This window comes from Cytobacillus sp. FSL K6-0265 (assembly GCF_038003465.1).
Lineage (GTDB): Bacteria > Bacillota > Bacilli > Bacillales > Cytobacillaceae > Cytobacillus > Cytobacillus stercorigallinarum.
Window position 1 is genome coordinate 3,715,683 of record NZ_JBBOPE010000001.1, and the last position, 23,345, is coordinate 3,739,027.

Annotated in this window: 19 protein-coding genes and 1 riboswitch; of the genes, 7 read left to right on the top strand and 12 right to left on the bottom strand. The window is 37.4% G+C overall.

Going from position 1 to position 23,345, the window contains the following annotated elements; all coding sequences use genetic code 11:
• Nucleotides 1-64 precede the first annotated feature (64 nt).
• The 3 genes from MHH73_RS18890 to MHH73_RS18900 all read right to left on the bottom strand — a co-directional run bounded on the left by MHH73_RS18890 (nt 65) and on the right by MHH73_RS18900 (nt 2,778).
• Entirely contained in the window at nt 65-955 is an 891-nt protein-coding gene (locus MHH73_RS18890) for an aminoglycoside phosphotransferase family protein (protein ID WP_341068647.1), read from the bottom strand.
• Nucleotides 956-970: 15 nt separating this feature from the next.
• Nucleotides 971-1,573, bottom strand: a complete 603-nt coding sequence (locus MHH73_RS18895) for a pyroglutamyl-peptidase I (protein WP_341068650.1) — start codon at nt 1,571-1,573, stop codon at nt 971-973.
• A gap of 86 nt (nt 1,574-1,659) precedes the next feature.
• Entirely contained in the window at nt 1,660-2,778 is a 1,119-nt protein-coding gene (locus tag MHH73_RS18900; RefSeq protein ID WP_341068652.1) for a mechanosensitive ion channel family protein, read from the bottom strand.
• A 288-nt stretch (nt 2,779-3,066) separates the two neighbouring features.
• Here MHH73_RS18900 and MHH73_RS18905 point away from each other — a divergent pair, with 288 nt between their 5' ends.
• Both MHH73_RS18905 and MHH73_RS18910 read left to right on the top strand, forming a co-directional pair.
• Nucleotides 3,067-3,414, top strand: a complete 348-nt coding sequence (locus MHH73_RS18905; RefSeq protein ID WP_191812726.1) for a PadR family transcriptional regulator — start codon at nt 3,067-3,069, stop codon at nt 3,412-3,414.
• Nucleotides 3,401-4,423, top strand: a complete 1,023-nt coding sequence (locus tag MHH73_RS18910; RefSeq protein ID WP_191812728.1) for an HAAS signaling domain-containing protein — start codon at nt 3,401-3,403, stop codon at nt 4,421-4,423. Before MHH73_RS18905 ends, MHH73_RS18910 begins: the two co-directional genes overlap by 14 nt.
• A 39-nt stretch (nt 4,424-4,462) precedes the next feature.
• Here MHH73_RS18910 and MHH73_RS18915 read toward each other — a convergent pair whose 3' ends face one another.
• The 3 genes from MHH73_RS18915 to MHH73_RS18925 all read right to left on the bottom strand — a co-directional run bounded on the left by MHH73_RS18915 (nt 4,463) and on the right by MHH73_RS18925 (nt 8,231).
• Nucleotides 4,463-5,980, bottom strand: a complete 1,518-nt coding sequence (locus MHH73_RS18915) for a glycine betaine uptake BCCT transporter (RefSeq protein ID WP_191812730.1) — start codon at nt 5,978-5,980, stop codon at nt 4,463-4,465.
• A 261-nt stretch (nt 5,981-6,241) separates the two neighbouring features.
• A complete protein-coding gene (locus MHH73_RS18920) occupies nt 6,242-7,657 on the bottom strand; it encodes a hypothetical protein (RefSeq protein WP_341068657.1) in 1,416 nt (471 codons plus the stop codon).
• Between the two features lie 52 nt (nt 7,658-7,709).
• Nucleotides 7,710-8,231 (bottom strand): GNAT family N-acetyltransferase, encoded by a 522-nt coding sequence (locus tag MHH73_RS18925; RefSeq protein ID WP_191812734.1) that lies wholly within the window; start codon nt 8,229-8,231, stop codon nt 7,710-7,712.
• 173 nt (nt 8,232-8,404) lie between these two features.
• Between MHH73_RS18925 and MHH73_RS18930 the strand changes: the two genes are divergently transcribed.
• The 5 genes from MHH73_RS18930 (at nt 8,405) to MHH73_RS18950 (ending at nt 12,917) form a co-directional block, all read left to right on the top strand.
• Nucleotides 8,405-8,974, top strand: coding sequence for a hypothetical protein (locus tag MHH73_RS18930; protein WP_191812736.1), 570 nt, complete (start codon nt 8,405-8,407; stop codon nt 8,972-8,974).
• A gap of 79 nt (nt 8,975-9,053) precedes the next feature.
• A riboswitch (SAM riboswitch) is annotated at nt 9,054-9,169 on the top strand.
• Nucleotides 9,170-9,260: 91 nt separating this feature from the next.
• Nucleotides 9,261-10,376, top strand: coding sequence for an iron-containing alcohol dehydrogenase family protein (locus MHH73_RS18935; RefSeq protein WP_341068662.1), 1,116 nt, complete (start codon nt 9,261-9,263; stop codon nt 10,374-10,376).
• The gene (locus MHH73_RS18940; RefSeq protein ID WP_341068665.1) at nt 10,373-11,194 is read left to right on the top strand and encodes a MetQ/NlpA family ABC transporter substrate-binding protein; all 822 of its coding nucleotides are present in this window, start codon (nt 10,373-10,375) and stop codon (nt 11,192-11,194) included. The genes MHH73_RS18935 and MHH73_RS18940 overlap by 4 nt, the downstream gene beginning before the upstream one ends.
• Before the next feature lie 39 nt (nt 11,195-11,233).
• A complete protein-coding gene (locus MHH73_RS18945) occupies nt 11,234-12,271 on the top strand; it encodes a methionine ABC transporter ATP-binding protein (RefSeq protein WP_341068667.1) in 1,038 nt (345 codons plus the stop codon).
• Nucleotides 12,246-12,917 carry a methionine ABC transporter permease gene (locus MHH73_RS18950; RefSeq protein WP_341068670.1) on the top strand — a complete coding sequence of 224 codons (672 nt, stop codon included), beginning with the start codon at nt 12,246-12,248 and terminating at the stop codon, nt 12,915-12,917. The genes MHH73_RS18945 and MHH73_RS18950 overlap by 26 nt, the downstream gene beginning before the upstream one ends.
• 92 nt (nt 12,918-13,009) lie before the next feature.
• Here the strand turns inward: MHH73_RS18950 and MHH73_RS18955 are convergent, their stop codons facing one another.
• The 6 genes from MHH73_RS18955 to MHH73_RS18980 form a co-directional block, all read right to left on the bottom strand.
• Nucleotides 13,010-16,114, bottom strand: coding sequence for an MMPL family transporter (locus MHH73_RS18955; RefSeq protein WP_341068673.1), 3,105 nt, complete (start codon nt 16,112-16,114; stop codon nt 13,010-13,012).
• A gap of 93 nt (nt 16,115-16,207) precedes the next feature.
• On the bottom strand, nt 16,208-16,783 hold the full coding sequence (locus tag MHH73_RS18960) for a TetR/AcrR family transcriptional regulator (protein ID WP_191812745.1): 576 nt from the start codon (nt 16,781-16,783) through the stop codon (nt 16,208-16,210).
• A gap of 1,391 nt (nt 16,784-18,174) precedes the next feature.
• Complete coding sequence (locus tag MHH73_RS18965) at nt 18,175-18,816, bottom strand: 3-oxoacid CoA-transferase subunit B (RefSeq protein WP_445662529.1); 642 nt, start codon at nt 18,814-18,816, stop codon at nt 18,175-18,177.
• 15 nt (nt 18,817-18,831) lie between these two features.
• Nucleotides 18,832-19,530 carry a CoA transferase subunit A gene (locus MHH73_RS18970; RefSeq protein ID WP_191812749.1) on the bottom strand — a complete coding sequence of 233 codons (699 nt, stop codon included), beginning with the start codon at nt 19,528-19,530 and terminating at the stop codon, nt 18,832-18,834.
• A gap of 35 nt (nt 19,531-19,565) precedes the next feature.
• A complete protein-coding gene (locus tag MHH73_RS18975) occupies nt 19,566-20,951 on the bottom strand; it encodes a GntP family permease (protein WP_191812751.1) in 1,386 nt (461 codons plus the stop codon).
• A 605-nt stretch (nt 20,952-21,556) separates the two neighbouring features.
• Nucleotides 21,557-23,239, bottom strand: a complete 1,683-nt coding sequence (locus MHH73_RS18980) for a sigma-54 interaction domain-containing protein (RefSeq protein WP_225230507.1) — start codon at nt 23,237-23,239, stop codon at nt 21,557-21,559.
• Nucleotides 23,240-23,345: the final 106 nt, after the last annotated feature.

The following is a 23,345-nucleotide window of genomic DNA, read 5'->3' on the forward strand; positions in this document are numbered from 1 at the left end:
CTGCTTAGACTTAGAGGCAAGTTTACCTAGCATCCAATTGTTGCATTCTCCTTTTTACTTATTGTTACATCCTCTTTGTTATATCTATTAACAGATTTTTCGTTCTGTTCATATAGTACGTCCTTTTCTTCCCATCTTTAAGGTCTATCGCAAATAAAAGGCTTAACATTAATGTTGTATCTAATCTATATATATTTTGGATGAGGGAGTCAGTCTGTTCAAGGAGACTCTCACCGTACCCCTTCATAAATTCCTTTTCATCCAATTCCTTTGACTCGAAGATTCGCGTCAATTCCATAATAGGATCACCTATAAAGGCATTGTCCCAATCAATAAACGCCCTTAAACGTCCATTCTCTGTAAAGATATTCGGTGGTCTAACATCTAAATGCATTAGTACATTTGGATTTGTTGATGTATTTAGTATTTTTTCGATCTCAGCTTTATTAGGAACAGTAAATTCAGCAGATAACAATGTATTCACTTGATGTAGGCGATCCACTATTCTTGTAGAAATTATGTTAGGTAAGGATTGATTATGTTGATCTATTATAGATAGGCCCTCAACAGGGAGTTGGTGTAATTCATTTATTTTTTCACCAATTTGATCACTTCTGTAGTTATCATGTTGACCAGATATGTACTCAGATAATAGAAAATTGATATTCTCTCCTATATATAATTGATACACTTTTGCAACTGGGAAACCATGAGCATAGCAATGTTTAGAGAGTTGATATTCTTTTTTTAAAGAAATTTCACCACTCTCTCCTTCTATTTGCCAAGGGGTTCTTACTGCAAACTTTCCTTTTAATCGGTCTTGAATTAGATAAACAGCATTCACTACGCCTCTTCCTATAAAGGATATATCCTCCAATTGCCAAGACCCTTCAGATTCTAATGCTATTCGAATTTCTTTCTTTAATTGCTTATCCAACTTACTATCAAAAACCACATTAGATTCCCCTAACTATTCTAATGTTTCTATACATATTTCGATTGCCCTTGTTAAATCATGTTGACTCCAACTAGGCAGTTTACTATTGGTTAAAGCTAATCGATGAGACGCGGGAATATGAATAAACCCTGCTGGGATATTGATGTTTTGCTTTTTTAAATAATACAGTACTTGGTACATCACATGGTTACATAAATAAGCTCCTGCAGTATTAGAGATTTTTGCTGGGAAACCCTGATGATGAAGCCTTTCGACCATTTGCCTAATAGGTAGTGTAGAGAAATAACCATCGTCGCCATCCATATGAATGGGCTCATCCATTGGTTGAACTCCATTATTATCAACGGGGCCATCATTTACATTAATCGCTATCCGCTCGGGTGTTATTTTATCTCTACCAGCTGCTAGTCCCAGTAGTATCACGGCATCTGGGTTCATTTCTTCTAGTTTGGTTATCATTGCCTGCTTTACATGTTTAAAAGAGACGGGGAGCAAGGCCGTTTGAACATGATAATCCCCGATTACTTTGCCATCCAATGCTTCTACAACTTCCATGGTTGGATTAATTGGAAAATCTAAAAAAGGTTCAAAACCGGTTAATAATAATTTTTGCACTTTCTCACCTTCCATTATGTAGAATATTCAATCATTTGTTCAAAAAGAGAAACGCTTCTGTATTAAAACAAGAAGCGATTTCGTTTTTAAGAATCTTTCCCTAACATTAATTGATCATTGTTTTCCTTGTGATCTGTAAGGAGCTTGTCGGAATCAACATATACGCGAGTGCTTTCTAGCGCAATGATGACACCTTCTTGCTCTAGAATATCAAGGATTTGAAAGTTAATATTCTCTTTAATTTTAAGGAATTCTCCCCAATTGGTTGTGTTCGTAAAGAAATATAAAAATAAGTCATATGAATTATCTTTGATTTCATCGAAAGTAACAAAGATGGTTTCTGGATGGATGTCATCATTATTTACTAAAGTTGTATGAATCCTATCGACAATACGTTGCAGTTTATGTCTTGGTGTCTCATGTGAGATTGATAAATTAAACGTAATTTGTCTTTTTCCCATTCGGCTCCAATTCGTTATAGGTTCATTCGCAATTGTCCCATTTGGTAACGTAACAATCGCTTGTGCGAATGTCCGGACTTTTGTACTTCTAAAGGAAATATCCTCTACCGTCCCTTCCACGCTCGGCGTCATAATCCAATCACCGATTGTAAATGGTTTCTCGGTAATGATGACAAAACCTCCGAATAAATTACCGATAGCATCCTTCGCCGCAAAAGCAATAGCAGCACCACCGATACCAAGCCCTGCTACAAGACCACTGATTTGGTATCCAAATTCTTGCAAGATAATACTTGCAGCAATAACCATAATCACTATTCTTAACATACGTGATAAAAATGGAATGAGAATATCATCCACCTCTAACTTATACTTATCACGCATTTTTATAAAGACCGCTGATGAAGCTGATGCCACATTATATAATCCCCAAGCGATCATAGTGATAAAAGCGGATTTTACAAGAGCAACAAATATCCTATTATGTTGTTCAAAATATGGGAAAAAGTCCATTGCGATATATAGACCCACAATGATGAAAATCCATTTCACCGGTTTTTCAAATGAAAGAAAGATATGAGATAAAAGCTGAGAGTTTGCCTTATTACTCACCTTCATTAATAGCTGAAACAAATATTTTGCAAAAATACCGCGAAAAATCAAAAAAAGTATCAAGATTCCTATTGATATCCCTAGCTGAATCCAGGTGTTATCAGAATCAAGGAATGAAAAAGCGCCTTCCATTTATCTGCCCCTCCTTATAATCTAGTGTTTATCATAACATAACACCGCTTGTTACCATTAGTAAAAAATATTCCTTTATGTAAATAACTGTCCCACAAGTTAACAAACCTGATGAACGAAAATAATGCGAATGCCTCTTTCTCTCTGCCTTCTTATTCTTTCTCATTTTTAACTATTCTACCTTGGAGATTTATGTTAAGTAATGTTGTCGAAAAATATTATGCACATTATTATTGATTTTATAATACTGTATGATATACACTATAGTTATTAACGAGGTGATAACAATTGAAAGAACTATTACATTCCCTTACCACGGAGCTTAAACGCGGAACTCTTACATTAGCGGTTTTAAGTCAGTTAGACCAACCACAATACGGATACTCTTTAGTACAAAACTTAGAACAATCAGGCATAGAAATAGAGCAAAGTACTTTATACCCTTTACTTAGACGGTTGGAAAAACAAGAACTTGTCACTAGTAGCTGGGACACAACCGAAAGCAGACCGAGAAAATATTATCAGCTTAGTGACTATGGGAAAACAATATTCGCAGCATTAAAGGAGGAGTGGACAAAAATGTCTACTGAAATGAATTTATTATTAGAGGGGGAAAAGAAGAATGGAATGGATTGAGGTCTATATACATGAAGTAACAAAGCGCCTTCCTGAAAAACAACGGAATGACATTGCTTTAGAGCTAAAGTCGTCCATTTTAGATGCACTACCAGAGAATTATACGCTCGACGATGAAAAAGCTGTATTGGCGGACTTAGGAGATCCTGCAGAAATCGCGAAGAATTACCGCGACGCCCCCTCCTACTTAATCGGTCCTGATTATTATGATTTATTCATGACTACTGTGAAGATGATTTTACAGCTTGCCATAGGCTTTGCTATTGCTTATATCGTTTTTGAAGGAGTAGTCACATACCTAGACAGCAACCAAGATTGGACTTATATTTTCACTGTCTTTGGTAAAGGAATTTGGACGGTTCTATCCACAGCTATCCAAGTTGTATTCTGGGTCGCTTTTGTCTTCATCATTATGGAAAGAACTGGCGTCGCACCTTATGAAATCGCTGGTACAGGAGCAAAATGGACACCAGATGATTTAAAAAATATTACTGTTATTCCTAAGAAAAAAGGAATCACGAAGGTCGATATTTTTGCCGCCTTCCTCTGGACTGCCATTTGGGGTAGTATTTATTTCTTCGCCCTTGATATAGTCGGTATCTATACACAAAATAATCAAGAAACAGGGTTAACCCTACTGACACCGATCTTCAACCAAGAATTTCTTCTCTCATTCTGGCCACTTGTTTTAATTGTTCTTTTATGCGAGCTCACATTGACGGTATACAAATGGGTGAAGAGGCAGTGGACAAAATCTTTAGCAACCATTAATACGGTATATCAACTCTTGTATACTATCGTGTTCCTGTTAATTATTCTGCAACCAAACCTTTTTCATAGCGATTTAATCAATGAACTTAGCCAAATTTTCAACACAACAGCAGCAAATATAAGTTCCATTCTTGACACAATTATCGGGGTCTCTATTGCTGTTACAATCATTTCAGCTGTTTATGCTTCATATGATGGATTTAAGAAAAGCAAAATAAAAAATGATACTTTACTGTAACTAAAAAGAAGCGCGAACGAAAGTCCGCGCTTCTTTTAGTTATTGTTCTTTTTGTCTTTTCTTCGGCTTAATATATAAACCCAATTCTTTCTTTTCTTGCATTAATGAACGATAAATTGAAATCATCATTAATATCATTATAAATGAGAAAGGAAAAGCGGATATAATTAATGCGTTTTGTAAACCTTGTAATCCTCCACTATATAGGAGTATTAAGGCTACTAATGATTGGGCAACTCCCCAAGTCAGCTTGACTGAATTAAGAGGATTCAAAGATCCATAAGTTGTTTGCATACCTAGTACAAATGTGGCGGAATCTGCTGAAGTAATGAAGAAAATCGCTACTAATACGATGGCAATAATCGAAATTACCATTGACCATGGAAACTCGCCAAAGACGGCAAATAATACTTGTTCCGTTGGAAATTGACTTAAATCCACCGCTCCACTTCTTTGAACGTCAATGGCTGATGTGCCAAATACCGCAAACCAGAACATGCTAACCAATGCTGGAGCTAATAATACACCTGAGATAAACTCCCTTATTGTTCTGCCTTTTGAAACACGCGCGATAAAAATCCCGACAAATGGAGACCATGAAATCCACCATGCCCAATAAAAAATGGTCCAGTCATTTATCCATGATCGATGTTCCTCATTCAGTGGAGAGATACTAAAACTCATTCGCATTATATTTTGTATATAACCACCTATCGTATCAGTGAACATATTTATAATAAGTACTGTTGGTCCTAACACAAATACAAGTAGTACCAATATAACTGCTAATACCATATTTACATTACTTAAATATTGAATACCTTTACTCAAGCCTGACCAAGCGGAAAGCATAAATAATACTGTTACAATCGCAACGATGATTACTTGTACTAGAAAACTGTCAGGGATCCCGAATAAATACGTTAATCCTCCATTAATTTGTGCTGCACCAAACCCTAAGGTTGTTGCTACACCGACAACTGTTGCAAATACAGCCAATACATCAATCAGTGTACCCCAAAAACCGTCCATCGCTTTTCCAAAAAGAGGCTTTAATGTTGCAGAGATTAAACCAGGTTCGTCTTTTCTAAATTGAAAATACGCTAATACTAAAGCGACAATTCCATATATAGCCCACGCATGTATGCCCCAATGGAAAAAAGTATATCGTAAAGATTCTCTAAACGCTTCGTCTGTTTCTCCGTTAGCCAGTGGAGGTGTCACATAATGAGATACGGGTTCTGCCGCTCCCCAGAACACAAGCCCAATGCCCATACCAGCACTAAACAACATCGCAAACCAAGAGATAGTAGAGAATTCCGGTTTAGAATCTTGTTTTCCTAACTTAATCGAGCCTATGGGACTGAAAATAAGAAACAGACAAAAAGCCACTATGATTGTAACCAAAATAAGATAATACCATCCAAAACCATTTGTTAAAAAACCTTGTAAATTAGCCGTTACCCTCTCGAACACATTAGGAATAGCTACACCTACAGCCACAAAAATAAATACAATTACTACAGTAATCCAAAAAACATTCGATACTCTCTTCATAGATTATTCCTTTCCCAAAAATCTTTTCTACACTTTAATCTGCTTCTAAAATTCCTTTGTTATAGTTTAAGACAAATTTTATTTATTATTCTTTGTCTGACAGAATACACAACCGTTCGATAAACCCCTTACACTTTTTACCCAAATAAATATAACTTAAACTCGATTCTCTAAGCGTTAGCCTTGTATCTTTGCACCAGTCCACTTATAAAATAAAAAAAATGCCTCTATCCATTATCAGCATAGAAGGCATTTTTCGATTTAATATTGATCCATACAACTTGTATCAATAATCCACGGTTCCCCAGTATTCATATCAATCATCTTAATATGACCAGTCGTAAGTGGATAGGTCGGTAAATAAGTTAATGTGTATTGATGCTTTTCTATATTCTTTCCCCAGCTTAATTCCATAAAAAGTTTTTCCTTAATCAATTGTGTTGCATCTTTGAATGAAAGGGTTGAAGCAAATGATACATGTGAGAAATCTTGGAGTACCTCACTATCTACGTCTACGTATTTCACCAAACCCTTATCGTCTATTTGAATATGAACAAAAGCATCAGCAACTTGGACGCCTCTTTCTTGTCGAATAAACGTATAATCATATATGCCGTTTGTCGGTTTTTGATTGATTACATCATCGTCTAATTGTTGCAGTTTAAAATAATCATGAGGGTTATGATAAATGGCTTGCAACACTGATGTAGCAGTTAAAAGCGCCACTTTCGACTGAACATGTCGAGAAGCAACCGTTTCAGAATCATCTAAGCCCATTAATTTAAGCAGTCTTCCTTCCGAATTGAATACAAATTTTATAGCATGAGGGATATCTAGTTCATCATCTAATAAATCTTCCTCACTCACCCGTAAGGACTCTTTAGATAATTGACTCCATACCTCTAGTCTACCACTCTTCTTTTTTACTTCAGCTACAAGCATATGGTCTTCCGTCATTCCTGCCAAAGTATAAATATCAATATCATCGGCTAAATGGGGTAATGATGTCACTAGCGTTTTGCTTACACCAAATGAATCCGAGGTAAGTACCTCCCCATTTGTGTGTACACCATAAATAAAATCCTCCAACTGATAAACATAGTGATAGCCATCGTCCCCATCGACAAATACGTCTTTATCATATTTCGCTATGACAGGAACCATGTGTAAATGGTTTAAATAAATCCGCTTCGCCTCTTCATTCGTAATCAGTTTTTTTGGATAGACTAGTTCAAAATCCATGCTTTCTCTTTCGACTGCACTTAATACACCATTACTCAGCATTGTAAAACTAATGCCGGAATGAGGAAGTTCCTTATTCAATCGTTCATCTTTGCGATTATATAAAATCATATGATATTCACCTAAGTCAATATATGCTGACAAATATAACCCATGTCTGAAAGTCGAATCATAGAACTTTTCTATAAACTGCTCTGCTTGCATGATCATAGCAAACTTACTCATTTCCCCTGGGATTTCATCCAGTTCATCTGTATAAATGAAAAATTCTGCCACGCCTAATTCATCCATACGAACCGAGCCAATTGACTCTCCCCAATCTTCCAGCAGGATATCATACACATTTTCTTCAAATTCCATCTGCTCCATAACTAAATCATCTGGATTGATTCCTTTAAAATAGATTTTAAGTTGTTCCATTATTAAGTGATTCAAAGCAGCTGTTCTCCTTTAGATATGATTTAATTAGTATACAGGAAATGAAAAGTTAACATTCAATCGTTTCTATTTTAAGGTTCTCTTTAATTCTTCCCATAATTATGACATCTTTAAATTCACCCTGGCTGAAATGAGCCTTATGCAAATAACCTTCTTGTCTAAAATGAAAAAGTTCATATAAAGCGATTGCCCTTATATTATCTGCACATACATCTAACTCTAATCTGATGAGCCCTAATTCTTCATCGGCTAGCTTTACTATTCGCTCAAGAAGCGTCTTACCAATCCCTTTCCCTTGTACTTCTTCATTAATTGAGATGGACACATTACCACTATACCTCAACTTTCCACTTCTCTCTTCTAAAGAGGCTATTCCCATAACATGACCGTTCCATTCTGCAACAAATACATGGTCTTGATGCGTAAGTCCTTCAATATAATCTTCAATATTTTTTAATCGCCCTGATGATAAGGCCATAGTCTGCTGAATAATAGAATCTTGCCTATGCATTTCATGAATATCTCTTGCATCATTTATATGTATCGGTCTAATCTTTATTTCTTCTCCCATATAAAAACTCCTTTTTTTGTAAAACTGTTCTGAATGAAAACTTATAAAACTTTATCTATTTACGAATGAACAATATAAAAAGTTCCTTACTGACATAATCACTACGATACAAAATATATATGAAAGGAGGCATCGAGATATTTAATCAGCATCTAAAGGAGGGTCATTTGCATATGCTTGCTTTGTTCAGTCTATTTCTAATTGTCGGTTACAGTTTCTTTTTCTTTATTAGTGCCGTTAGAAAAAACAAAGATATAGCTACCCAATATTCTAAATGTATTCCCATGGTGGTTGGTATGACAAGTAGTTTAACAATCGGTTTAATTATATCTGTATGGTTACCAGAAATGGCGAAAGCAACTGTATTATCTATTCTCATTAGCGCTGTCATTGCCGTTTTTATAGGACTGCCGTTTAAAACAAACGGACTCGTTGAAGCTCAAGCGTCAAGTCTCATGGGAAGTATGATGGGGGCAATGCTAGGCATCATGTTAGTACCAAGTGAAGTTACATTTATGATCATTAGCATGGATTTGATTTATTTAATTAGTATTTTTGCCATGATGCTTCTCATGCACAAAAAACATTCATTAAAGGAAGCATTGAAAACTCGACCTCTTCCCTTCTATCTAACATTCTTATTAAGCATCGCCATTATCTGTGCATCGGGCATTCATCAAGAAGTGAGGAACCCAATTCATCCGATAGAAGAAAACACCCCACAGGTAGAACACCATCACTAATTTTTTGAATAATTTTAATTACATTATTGACTTTTCATGTAATAGATAATATTATGAATATAATTTAATAAAGCATTTTCTCTTATAAAGAGCGGCTGAGGGACTGGCCCTGCGACGCCCGGCAACCATTCATATACCCATATGAACAGGTGCTAAATCCTGCAAAATACTTTTTGGTATTTTGATATATGAGAGAGGTTACTACTATTCTAGTATATTTATGCCTCTCATGATGAGAGGCATTTTTGTTTTTTATTATCACATCAAAGAGAAACGAGGAGAGGAAATGACTGCAACAATCGTTAAAGGGGCGCCTGGATATTATTTATTAGATTCAGGTATCTTAACAGAACTCCCCAACCTACTTAAAGAAATTTCTGTTTCCAAATACCATATAATAACCGGTAAAAAAGCTTGGCAAGCCGTACAGCCATACTTGCCTAAGGAAGTAATCGATCACAACATTCGCCTTCATTACATAGATGGTCACACTACTTTAAAAAAGGTCCATGCCATCCAAGAAGTATTAACAAATGATGGTGCTAATGGCGTAATTGGGATTGGTGGTGGAACAGCATTGGATATAACAAAAGCAGTTGCGATTGAAGCATCAGTTCAATCCATTCTTATACCGACAATCGCTGCAACCTGTGCCGCATGGACACCATTAAGTGTTTTTTATAATGAAGAAGGAAGCTTTACTCATTATACCGAGTTTCCTATTGCGACAACCCTCGTATTGGTTGAACCTGAAATCATTGCTAAAGCGCCTCTTGCTTATTTAAAAGCAGGAATCGGGGATACATTAGCCAAGTTTTATGAAGCTGAAGCCCTAATTGAAAGTTTTTATCCTGAAGAAACACTACCTGTGCCTAAACAAATTTCTCAATTTTCAGCCAAAATTTGTCGAGAGACATTGCTTAATGATGGGGAAGCCGCACTACAAGCAGTAGCCCAAAACGAAACCTCACCAGCACTTATTCGAGTGATTGAAACGATTATCATGACTGGGGGGATGGTCGGTGGATTCGGCGAAAAGGCAGGGAGAATTGCTGGTGCCCATTCACTTCACAACGGACTAACCGTTGCGGATACGGTCCATGACTTTCTCCATGGGGAATTAGTCGCTTACGGGATACTTGGTCAATTGGCCATCGAAGAAAAATGGACAGAAATTGATTACCTTCTTCCGTTTTATGAGAGCTGGCAATTGCCAAGTAGCCTCTCTGCTCTAAATATAGATGTGAATGATGAGCGATTCATTAAGACAATTGTGAAAAAGGCTATACGCCCAACTGAATCTATTCACTTGATGAAAAACGAGATAAATGAACAATCTGTTTTACAAGCACTTCAATTATTAGAAGTACAAAATAAACAAAAGGGAGTTCGATCATCATGAAAAAATGGTTATTAACAGGTACATTCTTATTATCTTTAACAGGCTTAGCTGCATGTGGTAGTGATGAAACCAGCAACTCTACAGAAGGATTATATGACGATGAAGAATTAGTCATTGGTGTCACTGCAGGTCCACATGAGCAAATCTTAGAAAAAGTAATTGAATTAGCTAAAGAAGAAGATATCAATATTAAACCACAAGTTTTTACTGATTATGTGATGCCAAATGTCGCATTAGCTGAAAAAGAGATTGACTTAAACATTTTTCAAACAGAGCCTTATTTTAATGCATTTAAAGAAGATAGAAATTTAGATTTAGTTAAATCTTTTGATACCGTTTCATTCCCAATGGGCATCTATGCACTCGATGTAAAAGATGTCGCTGAATTAAAAGACGGCGCAAAAATCGGTCTACCGAGTGACCCAACAAATAGTGGCCGGGCACTATTACTTTTTGAAAAAGCTGGATTAATCGAATTAGATCCTGAAACAGGTATCAATTCAACTGTACGTGATATCGAAAAAAACAATGGCAACTATGAATTTATTGAACTTGACTCTGCCCAAATCGCTCGACAACTAGAAGAGTTAGACGCTGCTGCAATTAACACAAACTTTGCGATTGAAGCTGGTTTTGTCCCTTCTAAAGACGCTATCTTTATCGAGCCTAAAGATTCACCTTACGTAAACCACGCTGCTGTCCGTACGGAGAATAAAGATGATGAAATTCTTGAAAAATTAGCTGAAATCTACCGCAGTGAAGAAATTGAAAAGTTTGTTGAAGAGGAATTTGACGGTTCAGTTATCGTCTCTTGGTAAACTGATCAAAAATGAGCGTTACGGAGGGAGTATCAAATCATGATAGAGCTTAAAAATATAACCAAAACCTTTACAGGAAAACAAGGAAACATCCATGCATTAAAGGATGTTTCACTATCAGTGAATCAAGGAGAAATCTACGGGGTTATCGGATACAGCGGCGCTGGTAAAAGTACATTAATTCGCTGTGTGAACTTACTTGAAAAACCTGATAGTGGTTCTGTAAAAGTAAATGGGGTGGATTTAACCACGCTGACATCAGGAAAACTCCGTGAAGCAAGAAGTCATATCGGCATGATTTTTCAAGGGTTTAACTTATTAAAAACCGCAACAGTTTATGATAATATTGCGATTCCTCTTAAACTAACAGGATTAGATAAGAAAGAAGTAAAGAGTCGAGTGAATAAATATTTAGAGATTGTCGGTTTAAGTGAAAAACAAAATGCTTATCCAGCTGAGTTATCTGGTGGCCAAAAGCAACGGGTTGCTATTGCCCGTGCATTATCGCATGAACCAGAAGTATTACTCAGCGATGAAGCAACAAGCGCCTTAGATCCAGATACAACAGAGGCAATTCTTGATTTGCTTTTAAAAATCAATAAAGAATTAGGAATTACGATTCTCCTTATTACACATGAGATGAATGTTATCCAAAGGATTTGCGATTGTGTGGCCGTTATGGAAAATGGGGAAATTATCGAAGAGGGGCGAACGAAGGATATCTTTACCTCTCCTCAACACAGTACAACCAAAAGATTCGTCAATAGCTTATTTTCACATGATATCCCCGATGATCTATTAGAGGAATTAAGTGAAAGTGGCCAAGTGGCAACATTATCTTTCTTTGGTGAATCATCAGGTGATCCTGCACTTGCATTAGTAACGAAAAAATATGATATTTTCCCTAATATCTTATCTGGTAATATTACAAGATTAAAAGATGAAGCATTCGGACAGTTGCTTGTCCATTTTAAAGGCGATACAGCAGAGATTCACAAAGCCATTCAATTTTTACAAGAGAAACAAGTCCATGTGGAAGGAGTGACACTCAATGAACGCCATCAACGAATTTCTTGATGCATGGGGTGCTGATTTATGGGAGTCAACGATACAAACTTTCCAAATGGTTGGTATCTCTCTCGCGATTTCCATTTTGATCGGGTTACCACTAGGTATTTTTCTTGTTTTAACTAGACCAGGTAAAGCTTTAGATAATAAATTTGTATATAATGTGCTCAACGTAGTGATTAACGTCATTCGTTCCGTACCTTTTATTATCTTATTATTTTTCATTCTACCGTTTACCAAGTTTATTGTTGGTACATCGATTGGTGTTAAAGGCGTGATTGTCCCACTTGTCATTTATACCGCCCCATATATTGCGCGCTTAATGGAATCGGCATTACTTGAGGTTGACCGTGGTGTTGTCGAAGCGTATGAAGCAATGGGAATTAAAACAAGACATATTATATGGAATGTACTTGTTAGAGAGTCGCGCTCCTCAATCGTTCTTGGACTAACGATTGCTACAATTGGATTAATTGGTGCTACAGCAATGGCGGGACTCGTTGGCGGTGGAGGGCTTGGTGACTTAGCCTACCGTTATGGCCATTTGAGATATGAAGTTGATGTGATGTATGTCACCGTCATTTTACTGATTATATTAGTACAGGGCTTGCAGTCGTTGGGGAATTTTTGGGCTGCTAAGTTGAAGAAGGATTAAAGAAAAAGAGCCGAAAGCAAATGTTCGGCTCTTTTCTTATTTCTGCTTGCAAGCTCTTAAGAAAACTGGCGAAGAAATTGTTCTACTTAACTTTAGCCCTCTTCTCTTCTTCTCTTTAATTTTTCCCCAATTGCTAAAAATGATGGGACTAAAATTGGTAGCATAAGCAAGCTCAGCATGATTAGACCAATTAGCACAACGAGCGCCACTTCGATCAGTGTAATGACGCCTGAAGGGATTAATGCAGCAAAGGTCCCTCCTAAAATAATGGCAGCCGATATCACTACTCCACCTATATTTTTCGCTGCCGTTAAGATCGCATTTACCGGATTACCATCGACTTCATTAAAACGCATCATTAGAAAGATACTATAATCGACTCCAAGAGCGATAATCATAATAAATCCAAAAAATGGTACATTCCATGCGAGCTCACTTGCGCCGAGAATAGATTGACTCATCCATTCACTAATACCTAATGAAGTATAGTAGGCTAATAGGAGTGCCGCAATAATATATAATGGCTGCATCACAGATCGTGTGATAACCATTAGAACGATGCCAATGCCAATTAGCATAATGGTTGCTGTTCGAGCGAAATCTTCTGTAGCAATATTTTGTAAGTCTAGATTTTGCTGTGTTTGCCCACCGATTGCATATTCAGCATCTTGTAAAACGGTTGCATTCATACTTGCCGGCACTTGACGATTGACTTCTTCCATTACCTTCATCGCTTCATTTGTATAAGGGTTCTCTTCTAACACAATCGTCAATGTCGTCATTTTTTGATTATCTGATACATACATATCAAGTGCTTGCTGAAATTCCTCTCCATTTAATACTTCCTCAGGAATAAAGAATTTTTCTGAAGCTTTCGAGTCACTTAAGCCACTAAGATACTTATTTGCATCCTGTAAACCCTCACCTACTTGATTTAATCCATCTGTACTTTCTGCTAATCCCTTTTCTAATTCCACCATTTTCTCACTTAAATCATCTAAACCTGTTTGGAGCATGATTTGCCCCTCATTAATTTGGGCTAATCCAGACGTTAATTCACCCGTTTTTGTCGCCATTTCATTTGATGCCCTTGCACCATTTGCTAAACCTGTTTGCAACTCATTCGCACCTGACTCTAATGCATCTAAACCGCTTCGAAGTTCTCCTAAGCCAGTATGAACTTGCTCAAGTCCTGCATTCACTTCAGCAAACCGAGCCATCGCCGTTTCATATTGTGGATAAGCAGATTCTAATTGCGTACTTAACCCATCAACTTGTAGCTTCGCCTCTCTGGCTGTTCCTAATGCCAGTTGTATTTGCTCATCTGTAGCATCTTCTGGATTTTCCTCAATATAGTTTGTTAATGATTGCTCAATTTGCGTAAATGCTAAAGTCATACTTGTTACAGCAGTATTCATCTGCGTAAATACATTGCCTGTATTGGAAAGCCCTTTTTGCAGTTCCGTATAACCATTCAATAATGTGCCAGTTGCACCAGAAAGCTGTTCCACACTTTTCTTCACATCTGCAATCCCTTGATTTAACTCACTTGCCCCACTACTACCTGATTGAATTCCAGTTGTTAATTCATTCAGTGCCTCTACTAAAGTGGACGCTCCGTTTTTAGCATTTGTTGTTCCATCAATGAGTGTTTGCACATCTTCTAATTGATTACTATTTTGATTGGCTGATAATTCTCCTTCAGCAGAAGATAAACCATCATGTATCGTTCCTACCCCTTTGTTAGCATCCCCAATCCCTTGATTTAATTGATCTGTTTGATCATTTAAATAGAGTTCTGGTATTTTTTCTCCAGCTGGTCTTGTGACAGATTGTACCTTGGATACGCCATCGACAGCTAATATTTTCTCTGTCAATTCATCAATCGCTTGCAATGATTCTTGTTGATTGAGTGATTGCTCATTTTTTATAACTAATGTTGCCGGTGCTGAGAACCCAGAAGGAAAATGGTCTTCTATCCGATTGATTCCCTGTTTTGATTCAAAAGAATCATCTACTTCAAGAAGGTCGTTATAGCTTAATTCTCCTGAGTATTTGAATACAAATGGTAGAGAGATAAGAAGAACAATAAGTAATGAGAGAAAAGGACGCTTTATTGAATGTCCTGAGAGAAATCCCCAAAATTTACTGTCCGCATGACCGTCAAATTTCTTAGATGGCCAAAACATCTTTTTCCCTAACACGTACATGAAAAATGGATTAAATGTATACAACACTGCTACAAGGACTGCTACACCGATAGCTACCGCCGAACTAGCTTGATACAAGCTAAATTGAGCAAACATTAATACAATAAAACCAATAAACACGGCTAAACCACTATATAGAACAGTAATTCCTGCCGTACGATAGGTAACTTTAAGTGCCTCTAAAATGGTTTCCTGCTTACTCAGCTCTTCTTTAAATCTCGTAAATAGTAAGATATTATAGTCAGTACCTATTCCAAATAAAATCACTACTAAAAATACTTGCGTGAAATTTGAAAATGGGTAATTAAATGAATCTACTAAGTTGGCAATAATAGACATGGAGACAATATAGGATACACCCACAGATAATAATGAGATAAACGGTATAATCGGCGAACGGAAAACAAGAATTAATACGAGTAGGATGAATACGACGGCAATTGCCTCGGTTTTCTTAATCCCATCTTGCGTCGCCTGTACAAAGTCTTCCATGACAAGTTCGTTGCCAGTAATAGAAACTTCGAGTGTATCTGTTATGAACTCACTTCTAAGAGAATTAGCGACTTCCTGTAATTCACCCTGCTCCCGGTCAATAGAAATCTGCGCTAGTATGGTCGAACCATCTTCAGCTGTCAGAACCGATGCTGCTTCTTCACCATCCAAATGCGTTGTCATCTCTTCGATACCAAGTGATGATTGTCTGGCTTTTACATCTGAAAGCAGTTTATCTAATTCCTTTTGCTCCTGATTAGACATTTCCTTGCCATCTTTTGATCCTATAACTGCGATAAAATCATACGTATCTGCATTCTCATCCATTTCCTCTAACAATTGTGACGCTTCTCTACTTAAGGCATTATCTGGTATTGTTATTTGCCCCTTTTCTCTAACGAGGTCATCCATATTCGGCATCCATAGGAAACTTAATACTGAGATAACAACCCACCCGAAAAATAATAGGGTTCTTACATTTTTTAACTTTGACACGATCTGACTCCTTTCTTTTTTATGTGACTGACGGAATGAATATTCATTCCTATTTATATTCAGCTTGAAATAAACTTTCAAGCTAATGTTTAACTAGTTGGCCTTAATCGCATTCCAACAACAATCCTCTAAGTTATCCATTAAAGGAGAACTACCATCGATAGTTCCTGCCCGCACCATTTTTAATATTTGAACAATGGCACCATAAACAACACCTATCAAAGCCTCAGTTTGGAGAACGATAATTTCTCCTCTTTCTTGACCAACTCTAACAACATTGGAGATATATTCTATAAACGAATCAAATAGTTCCTGGCTTTCTTTTGTTAAAAATATTTCATTACAATGAGAATCAATGAAGTGTAGCGCATGTGTATCTTCCATCGCAAAGTGGTGAATACTCTCAAAGATATGATGAAATTGTTCACGGATACTTGATTCGGTCGGATAATCCTTTAATAATTGTTCAAATAACGCATTTAGTTTTTCTTGGAAGAGCACATTAACTAAGCTCTCTTTATGATCAAAATAACGATAAATCGTTCCCGCACCAACCTTTGCAGCATCAGCAATCATCGGTACCGTCGTCCCGTTATACCCCCTCTCTGCAAACAAAACAATCGCGGCATCTAAAATGTCTTGCCGCTTAGACTTTTTTGTCTCAGTCATACACTCTCTCCTTACTTCAATCAACATATGATTAGGAATGAATATTCATTCCTATATAGAGTAGAATAATATATTTTTTTCTATTTGACAAATATAACATGCGTTGTGCAAAGGTTTATGATTTCACTTCTTATACGTTAGCTTTTTAGTTACACTTATTTGCGTCTTTACTAATTTCTTTTTGTAGGTGCATTTCGCGTTTGCTCACACATCTTGATGGTATTTTCAAATGCAAACAAAAGAAGTGGCTAAATTATGTGCCACGCAAATGCTTGAATCAATGCAAACGAGAAGCAGTCCCGGAATATGAGCCTTGTAATAATCGAAAGCATTGCAAATATGTATGTTGGCTGGGATATGTGCATCGGAAAAGCTGGAAGCGATGCACATATGAGAAGTTGCTGATATATGTGCTTCGGAATAACCGAATGCGTTGCAAATAAGAGAAGTGGTTGATATATGTGCATCGGAATAACCGAATGCGTTGCAAAAAAGAAAAGGCGATGGATTTTGTGCATCGAAAAAAACGAAAGCACTGCAAATAAGAGAAGGCGCTGAAGTATGTGCATCGGAATAACCGAATGCTTTGCAAATATGAGAAGGCGCTGAAGTATGTGCATCGAAAAAAACGAAAGCACTGCAAATATGTGTGTTGGCTGGGGTATGTGCATCGGAAAAGCTGGAAGCGTTGCACATAAGAGAAGGCGCTGAAGGATGTGCATCGGAATAGCCGAATGCGTTGCAAATACGAGAAGGCGATGGATTTTGTGCCTTGGAATAACCGAATGCATTGCTAATATGTGTGTTGGCTGGGGTATGAGCCTCGGAAAAGCTGGAATCATTGCAAATAAAAGAAGGCGCTGAAGTATGTGCTTCGGAATTACCGAATGCATTGCAAACAAGAGAAGGCGATGGATTTTGTGCATCGGAATTACCCGAATGCGTTGCAAATTTGAGAAGTCGCTGGGGTATCTGCCTTGTAAAAAACGAAAGCATTGCTAATATGTGTGTTGGCTGGGGTATGAGCCTCGGAAAAGCTAGAATCATTGCAAATAAAAGAAGGCGCTGACATATGTGCCTCGGAAAAAACGAAAGCACTGCAAATAAGTATATTGCCTGGAACATGTGCATCGGAAAGGCTGGAATCGTTGCAAATACAAATATGAGAAGTCGCTGAAATATGTGCCTCAGAATAACCGAATGCGATGCAAACAAAAGTGTTGACTGGAGGTTATGCCAGCTTGTGGGTGCATTTCACTTTTCCTTACACATCTTGATGATTTCCCGGTATCTTGTGGGTGCATCTAGCTTCATGTTTCCATGTAACGTCTAGTTACAGTTCTCAATTTAAAAAGACTGACTCAATAATTAGAGTCAGCCCTAGAGCCATTTTACTTCACCGATTCACGTACAATAAAAGAAGCCGCAGTTGCCTCTTTTAATTCTTCTAATGTCACACCTTCTTGTAGTTCTACAAGTTCCATACCTTTTTCAGTGAATTCGAAGACTGCCATGTCCGTAATAAGTACATGAACAACTCCTTCACCAGTTAGTGGCAACTCACAACTCTTTTTCACTTTAGACTCACCATATTTATTACGATGGTCCATGATGACAACAATGCGTTTTGCCCCTTGAACAAGGTCCATGGCACCGCCCATACCTTTAACCATTTTTCCTGGTATCATCCAGTTGGCTAAATCACCTGTTTCAGATACTTCCATACCACCAAGGATAGCAAGGTCGATATGACCGCCACGAATCATAGAGAAGGACTCTGCGCTATCAAAATACGAAGCATTGCGTTTAGCTGTCACTGTTTCTTTTCCAGCATTGATAAGATCTGCGTCTACTTCAGACTCTTTCGGGTAGCTACCAATGCCCAATAAACCATTTTCGGATTGAAGCATCACATCAAATTCTTCAGGGATACGATCGGCAATTAAAGTAGGCATACCAATACCAAGGTTTACACACATACCATCTTTAATTTCTTTTACTGCTCGATTGAGTATTTTCTCTCTTCCAATCATGATTATGTCCTCCTTTTAAGCTTCTTTTCTCGTTGTTAGTCTCTCAATTCTTTTCTCGTAAGTTTTTCCTTCATATACATGTTGAACATATACGCCCGGTGTATGAATCTCATCTGGATCTAATTCTCCCGCTCCAACTAATTCTTCTACTTCAACAATCGTTATTTTTCCTGCCGTCGCCACAGTTGGATTAAAATTACGGGCTGTTTTTCTAAAGACTAAGTTGCCAAATGGATCTGCTTTCCATGCTTTTACAAAAGCGAAATCCGCTACAATTCCTCTTTCTAAAATATATGTTTTTCCGTCAAATTCTTTATGCTCTTTACCTTTTGCTACCTCTGTGCCTACACCAGTTGCTGTATAAAATCCTGGAATTCCAGCGCCACCAGCTCTTAACCTTTCAGCTAATGTACCTTGAGGAACGAGTTCAACTTCAAGCTCGCCGCTTAAAAATTGTTTTTCAAATGTTTTATTTTCTCCTACATAAGAGGCGACCATTTTTTTGATTTGTTTATTTTGTAGAAGTAAGCCTAATCCCCAATCATCCACACCACAGTTATTACTGTATACCGTTAGTTCCTTCGTTCCTTTTTCTTGTAGGGCTATAATGAGTTTCTCTGGAATTCCGCATAAACCAAAACCACCTACTGCTATAGAAGCACCATCCTGAACTTGTTCTAACACTTCATCTAAAGATGTAATTATTTTACTCATGGTATGACTCTCCTTCCATTTTATAAACGATAAAATTAAATAAATAGTGAAATAGCAAAAGCTAATGCAAATACAGTAACCGTTTTTAATATTGTCAATACAAAGATGTCTCCATATGATTGTCTATGTGTTAAGCCTGTAATCGCTAATAACGTAATAACAGCTCCGTTGTGAGGAAGGGTATCCATACCACCTGAAGCCATAGAAGCAATCCGATGAAGTAACTCTGGTGAAATACCTAATGTTTGTGCCATCTGTAAATATTGTGCGCCCATTACCTCTAATGCGATCGATAACCCACCAGAGGCTGACCCAGTTACCCCTGAAAGTACGTTTACAGCAATTGCTTCCGAGACTAGCGGATTATTGCTTGCATTAAATACCCAGTCTTGAATAGCTGTAAAGCCCGGTAGCGTTTTTACAACATTACCAAACCCAACTTCAGAAGCAGTATTAAAGATTGCTAGTAATGAACCCATCGCTGCTGTCGTTAACCCTGCTGCTAAACCTGTTTTGATTTTTCTCACATTCGTGAGCATTGCGACAATTATCCCGATAGTTAATGCTGCAACGAGCGCCCATGTTGAAGTGACTGTACTTGGATCAGCAATATTATATTGTTCAGAAAGCTGCGATGCATCGTACCAGAATTTCGCAGACCAACTTGTGCGGCTAAAAATAAAGTTTAATGCAATAACAACAACGAGTGGTAAAATCGCTAACCAAAAACTCGGTAACGTATTCGGATCAACTTTTTCAGGCTCGTTTTTATGCCCTGTACCATAACCTTCGCCATTGGCAAGCGCTTTCCTTCTACGACGTTCTAACCAAATCATCCCGCCAGTGAAGATAATAATGGCTCCAATAATACCTACAAGAGGGGCCGCATAAGCATCTGTACCAAAATAATTCGTTGGAATAATATTTTGAATTTGTGGTGTACCAGGTAGTGCGTCCATTGTATACGTGAATGCTCCTAATGCAATTGCACCTGGAATTAAACGTTTAGGAATATCTGCTTCTTTGAAGATAGCTGCTGCAAAAGGATAAACAGCAAATGCGACAACAAATAGAGAAACGCCTCCATATGTTAACGCAGAACAAGCAAGGACAACAGCTAAAATGGCATGTTTTGATCCTAGTGAGGATACAATTGTCTTTGCAATGGCTGCTGCTGCTCCTGTCATTTCCATCACTTTTCCGAAAATCGCACCTAGTAAGAAGATTGGGAAAAATGATTTGATATAATTAGCTGCGTTCGACATATATGTCTCTGTATAACTCGGTAATAATAACCCGCCAGATATTACAACAGCTAATAACGTAACAATTGGGGCAATAATAATAACTGGATAACCACGATAAGCTAAGAAAATTAAAAGTCCTAATGCTAGTATAATAGCAAAAATCTCAATAAACAATGAAATCCCCCTTTATTTTCGCTAACAATTCAAACTGACTTCTCCCCAGAGTCATCTGATTGTTGCTATTCTCCCCCTTTTGTAACCCCCTATTACGTTACATACAGAAAACGTTTTCATTTCCATTTACAAATCTTCTTTAGAGTCATACTGACAATAAACCATCTGTCCATACTATGCAATGAACGTGCCAACTGAAGGATTCACTCTATTCTTATTCTTTTTTTTAATTCATACGCGTTTTTTTCAACAAAAACCGTTCAGAATAACTGTCATTTTTAAAACATCAAAATATTTCTGTATGGATTTACGTACATCTTATAAATTTCTACCACGTTCTTGTACGGATTACTTAACAGATTTATGTAAAATCGCTTCATTTCCAACTGCCGTTAATCTATTTTATTTTTGTGGGGAATAGGGGGGTACGGATAATGTGGATAAAACGTTGATATCCACAATTCTCTTGGGATTTCCACTCTTTAGTGTGGGCAAACTCCAATTGCCCACACTCCTTTGGGGGTTTCCGTTCTTTTTGTGTGGACAATTAACAACTACACTAAAAAAACCCTACCAAATTTGATAGGATCTCGTTCATACCTTACTTACACCTCTAGCAAATGATATTTGTTCATTTTTTCATACAATGTCGTACGGCTAATGCCGAGACGTTTGGCTGCTTCTGTTTTCTTGCCACCAACTGCTGTTAGACATTGTATAATGGTTTGTTTTTCTGTTTCTTCTATAACTTCAGCTAATGTACGTGTAGGTACTTCTGTTTCTTGTAATTTAATATTTGCCGACAAGTGCTTCGGTTCAATCAAACAATTGAGATCAACCATATTCATCGCGCGTTCTATTACATTTTCAAGTTCGCGAATATTGCCTGGCCAATGGTAGTTTTTCAAGATATGGAGTGCCTTTTCGCCAATCCCCTTGACTGGCTTTGCCATTATGTTTGCATATTTTTCAGTAAAATAATGAGACAGTCGTGAGATATCTTCTTTTCTTTCTTTTAAAGAAGGGATCGTTATTTCCATCACTTTTAGGCGATAATAAAGATCTAATCTGAATTCACCTTTATCTACCATTTCCTCTAAGTTTCGGTTAGTGGCTGCAATAATACGGACATCGATGGCTTTACTATTAGTTGAACCGACTCGTTCAACTTCTTTTTCTTGCAACACGCGCAATAACTTCACTTGCATATGAATTGGCAGCTCACCTATTTCATCTAAAAAAATCGTGCCTCCATCTGCTGTTTCAAACTTTCCTGCTTTGCCGCCTTTTCTCGCACCTGTAAACGCTCCCTCTTCATAACCAAAGAGTTCGGACTCAATTAATTCAGCTGGAATAGCCGCACAATTCACTTTTACAAATAGCCCCATTCCTCTACTGCTCGCCTGATGAATTGCATGTGCAAATAGTTCCTTTCCTGTTCCGCTCTCACCTAATAGCAGGACATTGGAATCATTTTCAGCCACTTTGATCGCTTGTGCTTTTACTTGTTTAAAAGCAGGAGATTCACCAATCAAATGATGAAAAGAGTATGATGCTTTATTACTTTCTCTAAAATCACCTTTATATTTCTTCAACTCTTTTTCTAATGAGTGTAATCGTTTAAACAATGCGGAAAACTGACCAACATTTTTAAATAGGAGCTTACCAACCGCACCAACTACTTTGCCATTTTTAAAAATAGGCGAACGGGTCGCAATCATATAGCCACCATTTACTTTCTGTAAAGAGGCTGTTTCTTGCTTACCTGTTTTTACAACGATATGCATTCTCGTATTTTCGATTACTTCTGTAACATGCTTGCCTATTGAGCTTTTCTGATCGACCTTCAAAAATTCGGCATATGCTTGCGTCAACAGAACGACATAGCCTTTTGCATCGACAAGTACTAAGCCGTCATAAGCATATTCGAGAATGTCTTCTATTAACATCTCATTCTCTTGCTGTCCTTGGCCGGTAGTTAGCATCTCTGCAATAGGTTCATTTGACAGTGCACAAAGATACATATAGGCAGCGCCATTTATCCCTTCTAACCGTTCACCCTTAATTAATAGCTCTTTTTTATTTATTTTCATCTTCACAATTGTACTGAGAGGGAAGTCTTGTTGGAGAAGATGAGTCATTTCGCTTTCATCATCCATCATCCACAACAATCTTTGATTACAAAACAGTAGCTCCTTTTGGTGATTAAGGATCATCACCCCTAACGGCAGCTCATCTATGATTTTGTTAAATAACTGTTCATTCTGGATGACATGACTGTTTTGCATCTGAGATCTCTCCTTACGCTCGCTGATTACTATCTGATAATTTTCATTATTATATCATAGCCAGGCAATAGATTATTTTTAATCACAAAAAAGGTGTAGAACTTTT

Excerpts from the sequence above, each read along its gene's own strand:
- MHH73_RS18960 (WP_191812745.1), bottom strand. The coding sequence starts at position 16,783 with ATGACTGAGACAAAAAAGTCTAAGCGGCAAGACATTTTAGATGCCGCG.
- MHH73_RS18935 (WP_341068662.1), top strand. The coding sequence starts at position 9,261 with ATGACTGCAACAATCGTTAAAGGGGCGCCTGGATATTATTTATTAGAT.
- MHH73_RS18925 (WP_191812734.1), bottom strand. The coding sequence starts at position 8,231 with ATGGGAGAAGAAATAAAGATTAGACCGATACATATAAATGATGCAAGA.
- MHH73_RS18945 (WP_341068667.1), top strand. The coding sequence starts at position 11,234 with ATGATAGAGCTTAAAAATATAACCAAAACCTTTACAGGAAAACAAGGA.
- MHH73_RS18915 (WP_191812730.1), bottom strand. The coding sequence starts at position 5,980 with ATGAAGAGAGTATCGAATGTTTTTTGGATTACTGTAGTAATTGTATTT.
- MHH73_RS18900 (WP_341068652.1), bottom strand. The coding sequence starts at position 2,778 with ATGGAAGGCGCTTTTTCATTCCTTGATTCTGATAACACCTGGATTCAG.
- MHH73_RS18930 (WP_191812736.1), top strand. The coding sequence starts at position 8,405 with ATGCTTGCTTTGTTCAGTCTATTTCTAATTGTCGGTTACAGTTTCTTT.
- MHH73_RS18910 (WP_191812728.1), top strand. The coding sequence starts at position 3,401 with ATGGAATGGATTGAGGTCTATATACATGAAGTAACAAAGCGCCTTCCT.
- MHH73_RS18980 (WP_225230507.1), bottom strand. The coding sequence starts at position 23,239 with ATGCAAAACAGTCATGTCATCCAGAATGAACAGTTATTTAACAAAATC.
- MHH73_RS18970 (WP_191812749.1), bottom strand. The coding sequence starts at position 19,530 with ATGAGTAAAATAATTACATCTTTAGATGAAGTGTTAGAACAAGTTCAG.
- MHH73_RS18950 (WP_341068670.1), top strand. The coding sequence starts at position 12,246 with ATGAACGCCATCAACGAATTTCTTGATGCATGGGGTGCTGATTTATGG.
- MHH73_RS18965 (WP_445662529.1), bottom strand. The coding sequence starts at position 18,816 with ATGATTGGAAGAGAGAAAATACTCAATCGAGCAGTAAAAGAAATTAAA.
- MHH73_RS18940 (WP_341068665.1), top strand. The coding sequence starts at position 10,373 with ATGAAAAAATGGTTATTAACAGGTACATTCTTATTATCTTTAACAGGC.